This window comes from Candidatus Borrarchaeum sp., from assembly GCF_019058535.1.
GTDB classification, from domain to species: domain Archaea; phylum Asgardarchaeota; class Sifarchaeia; order Borrarchaeales; family Borrarchaeaceae; genus Borrarchaeum; species Borrarchaeum weybense.
Genome location: NZ_JAHPYX010000260.1, coordinates 1 through 3,313, shown reverse-complemented (window position 1 = coordinate 3,313; position 3,313 = coordinate 1). Strand labels below are relative to the sequence as shown.

At 36.6% G+C, this 3,313-nt stretch carries 5 protein-coding genes; 2 read left to right on the top strand and 3 right to left on the bottom strand.

Annotation, left to right across the window (positions count from 1 at the left end; all coding sequences use genetic code 11):
- Window positions 1–15: 15 nt before the first annotated feature.
- Both QVB70_RS16210 and QVB70_RS16205 read right to left on the bottom strand, forming a co-directional pair.
- The gene (locus QVB70_RS16210; RefSeq protein WP_287588426.1) at window positions 16–282 is read right to left on the bottom strand and encodes an elongation factor 1-beta; all 267 of its coding nucleotides are present in this window, start codon (window positions 280–282) and stop codon (window positions 16–18) included.
- An 84-nt stretch (window positions 283–366) separates the two neighbouring features.
- Window positions 367–552, bottom strand: coding sequence for a zinc finger domain-containing protein (locus tag QVB70_RS16205; protein WP_287588424.1), 186 nt, complete (start codon window positions 550–552; stop codon window positions 367–369).
- Window positions 553–879: 327 nt separating this feature from the next.
- Between QVB70_RS16205 and pth2 the strand changes: the two genes are divergently transcribed.
- Both pth2 and truD read left to right on the top strand, forming a co-directional pair.
- Window positions 880–1,257 (top strand): peptidyl-tRNA hydrolase Pth2, encoded by a 378-nt coding sequence (gene pth2, locus QVB70_RS16200; RefSeq protein ID WP_287588422.1) that lies wholly within the window; start codon window positions 880–882, stop codon window positions 1,255–1,257.
- 106 nt (window positions 1,258–1,363) lie between these two features.
- On the top strand, window positions 1,364–2,698 hold the full coding sequence (gene truD / locus QVB70_RS16195) for a tRNA pseudouridine(13) synthase TruD (protein WP_287588420.1): 1,335 nt from the start codon (window positions 1,364–1,366) through the stop codon (window positions 2,696–2,698).
- Here the strand turns inward: truD and QVB70_RS16190 are convergent.
- Window positions 2,695–3,313, bottom strand: a 619-nt coding sequence (locus tag QVB70_RS16190; protein WP_287588418.1) for an amino acid--tRNA ligase-related protein, incomplete at its 5' end; no start/stop codon positions are given. The two genes, truD and QVB70_RS16190, sit on opposite strands and share 4 nt — an antisense overlap.

Below are 3,313 nucleotides of genomic sequence, written 5' to 3'. Positions count from 1 at the left end.
AGTGGATATTCTTGCTTATAATAAAGAAACCGCTTCCACTTGTACCTCTGAAACATCTTCTAAGGCTAAAAAGGCGTTCTCAATTGCATCGGTGCCCCCAGCAACATCGTCCATCACGATAGATACTTTTAGTGCAACAAGGCCGAAAGCTATTGGTTCCTCCTTAACTCCACGAAGGGTTGCTTCAGGGGGCATTACATTTCCTAATTCATTTTTAAGATTTTCTAAATTTATATCCACACTCGCAGGCATTACTTTCAGCAATGCTAGAACTTTACCCATGAAATTTACCTCCATTAGTTTACATCAAACAGGACAGCTGCTTGAAATTGCTTATGGTCCTTCATTACGTTCACTTATAGTACTTTATGGTCCTTCAAAGCCGCATTTAGGACATCGATAGTTTCTACCAAAACTACGGCAACGCATGCATCTGAAAATTGTTATGTCCCCACAATTTGGGCATGAGAAACGTACGCTACCAATATCTTCGGGCGATATAAGATGCCCACAGCATGAACACTTCGGCATTTCGATTTGGCTGATAGCCATCACCTCCTAAAACGCATAAAATTTGAGGATATGCTATTTCCATGTATATCTCAAGATTTTAAGCATGTAAAAGATATACCTCAATTAGATAATGCATAAGATAAGTAAAGGTAATTGTAATAGGAAATCCTACAAGTCCTTTCTTTTAAATTCTTTTCGTACTAACAAATTTCCTGAATAAAACCTATAACTAAAATATTCGACTTTAAGCTACTTAGAAGTAAAGGTACTTGACAGATTAAGAATCCTAAAATCGATGCGCTTTTCAGGAAAAACTCTCATAGTATAAGAAGAATTCATATTAACAAAATTGAGAAGTGGAATGAAATGACATCAGCGACTTCAAAAGCATACGAATACAAAATGGTCATGGTTATAAGGACTGATCTCAAAATGAGTAAAGGAAAAATGATTGTTCAAGCGTGTCATGCAGCTGTAGAGTCCTCTGAAGTTGCAAAAAGAGAAAATAGAGAAATATGGAAGAAATGGAAAAATGGTAGCTCGAAAAAAGTAGCACTTCGCGTTGAATCACTTGAAGAACTCTTAGAACTTTACAATAACACACTTCAACTTAAGGTTTCTTGTGCACTCATTAAAGATGCTGGGCTCACAGAGTTACCGCCAGGGACTACTACTGCGTTAGGTATTGGCCCTGACAAATCAGAAATTATTGACAAAATAACAGGTCAACTTCAGCTTATTTAGAATAAGACGATACTAATCTAACCGATTTAAACTATTCTTTTAGTGAATGAGTTACAGAAAATCAGTTTGAGGGAAAGAAACACCTATTTTTTTGAAGGGAAAGAAATTGGCCGAACTGGTAGAATTCAATTCTGAAAGAGCCACTGGATTGAAGTACTATGTGACACCTCAACCTGGAATTGGAGGAAGAATTAAACAATTAGTGGAAGATTTTGTCGTACGAGAAATTACACCTGAGGGTATTTTACTTCCGATCGATGCTCAACAAGGGATAGAGAACGATGATCAAAATGGTGATTATACTATATTTTCCCTTCAAAAATATGATTGGGATAATCATCGCCTAATTCGAATTCTTTCTCGGCGTCTCAAAACCAGCAGGAAACGATTTTCTTTAGCAGGAACCAAGGATAGACGGGCTGTGACAATTCAACGAATGAGTGCATGGAAAATTCCTCCAGAACAATTGCTGAAGCTTCGCATCAAGGACGTGAAAATCTTGAATCCAGTCTATGCCAACAAACCTGTTAAACTCGGTGATTTATGGGGAAATAACTTCACAATCATCATACGAGATATAAGAGAGTCAAAAATGAAAATTGAGCAATCCATTGCGCAATTTCAAGAAGTTGTTAAAATGATGGGTGGGTTACCTAATTTTTTTGGACATCAACGTTTTGGAACTCTCCGCCCAATTACACATCTTGTAGGTAAAGCATTCATTCAAGGAAATTTCAAAAAAGCAGCGGAGATTTATCTAACAACAACGTCTCCTTTAGAATCAAAGGAAGCTATCCTTGCTAGAATGGAACTTAATGAAACAAAAAACTACAGAAACGCTCTAAAGAATTTTCCAAAAGGGTATAAGCCAGAGTTAGCAATGATGAATCATTTAGTGAGGCACCCCAATGATTTTATCAATGCTTTTAGAAAGATATCAAAGGGACTCCGTCTAATGTTTATTCATGCTTTTCAATCTTACATTTTTAACAAATTTCTTAGTCTACGTATAGAAAAAGGGCTTTCCTTAAAACCTATAACTGGGGATATAGTTCAAACTTTAAATGGGAGCGTAGACCTTTTCAAAGAAAATCAAGATAACATGAACACCACTTTTGTTGCCCCATTAATAGGCTATGAACTTTCTTTATTTCCTGCAGGAATTGTTGGTGATTTATTTAACGAAATTCTTGAAGAGGAAGAAATTCAACCATCAATGTTTCGCATAAAATCTTACCCAGAAGCAAGTTCAAAAGGAGGATATCGCCCCGTCGTTATGCCAATAAAAGACTTTCAAGTGTTAGAAATCAATAAAGATCATTTAAATGACGATAGAAATATGGTAAAAATAACTTTTTCATTAGGAAAAGGATCATATGCTACTGTACTTCTACGTGAGTTGATGAAAACAGATTTGGTGACTCCCATTTACGAAAATTAGGGAGTTAGTCTTGTTCTATCGCGCGGAAAGACCACTACTTCACGGATATTTTGTTTTCCTGTTAAAACCATGACGAGACGAGCTAAACCAAGTCCCCATCCAGCATGAGGAGGCATTCCCCAATCGAAAACCTTGAGATGGAAATCAAATGAACTTGGAGTTAGTCCTTGATTAATTAGCCTTTGAATCAAGATTTCTTTTTCGTGAACACGTGTTCCTCCTGAGGCTAACTCAATCCAACCATACATAAGATCAAAAGATTCGCTGATTTCGGGTTTATCGGCCCTTGACTGTATGTAAAAGGGTTTTCCTTCAGAAGGCCATTCCGTAATAAAATAGGGACCACTTATAATTGATCCTAGTTTTCGACTGGCGTCAGTTCCAATATCATCTCCCCAGGAGAGTTCATAGCCATTTTTTGCCAATAATTCTAAGGTTTCCGTGTACGTATACCTTTTGAATGGCAGTTTTGGAATTTGTAAATCACTTTTCAGGATGTTTAATTCCTTATCACAGTTATTTTTTACATCAGAAATGACATAGTGAATTAGGTTCTCAAGTACATTCATTACATCATTATAATTGCAGAACGCCATCTCAATATCGACCATCATT

What these genes read in the sequence shown, in the direction of transcription:
- pth2 (WP_287588422.1), top strand. Translation starts at nt 880, where the DNA reads ATGACATCAGCGACTTCAAAAGCATACGAATACAAAATGGTCATGGTT.
- QVB70_RS16210 (WP_287588426.1), bottom strand. Translation starts at nt 282, where the DNA reads ATGGGTAAAGTTCTAGCATTGCTGAAAGTAATGCCTGCGAGTGTGGAT.
- QVB70_RS16205 (WP_287588424.1), bottom strand. Translation starts at nt 552, where the DNA reads ATGGCTATCAGCCAAATCGAAATGCCGAAGTGTTCATGCTGTGGGCAT.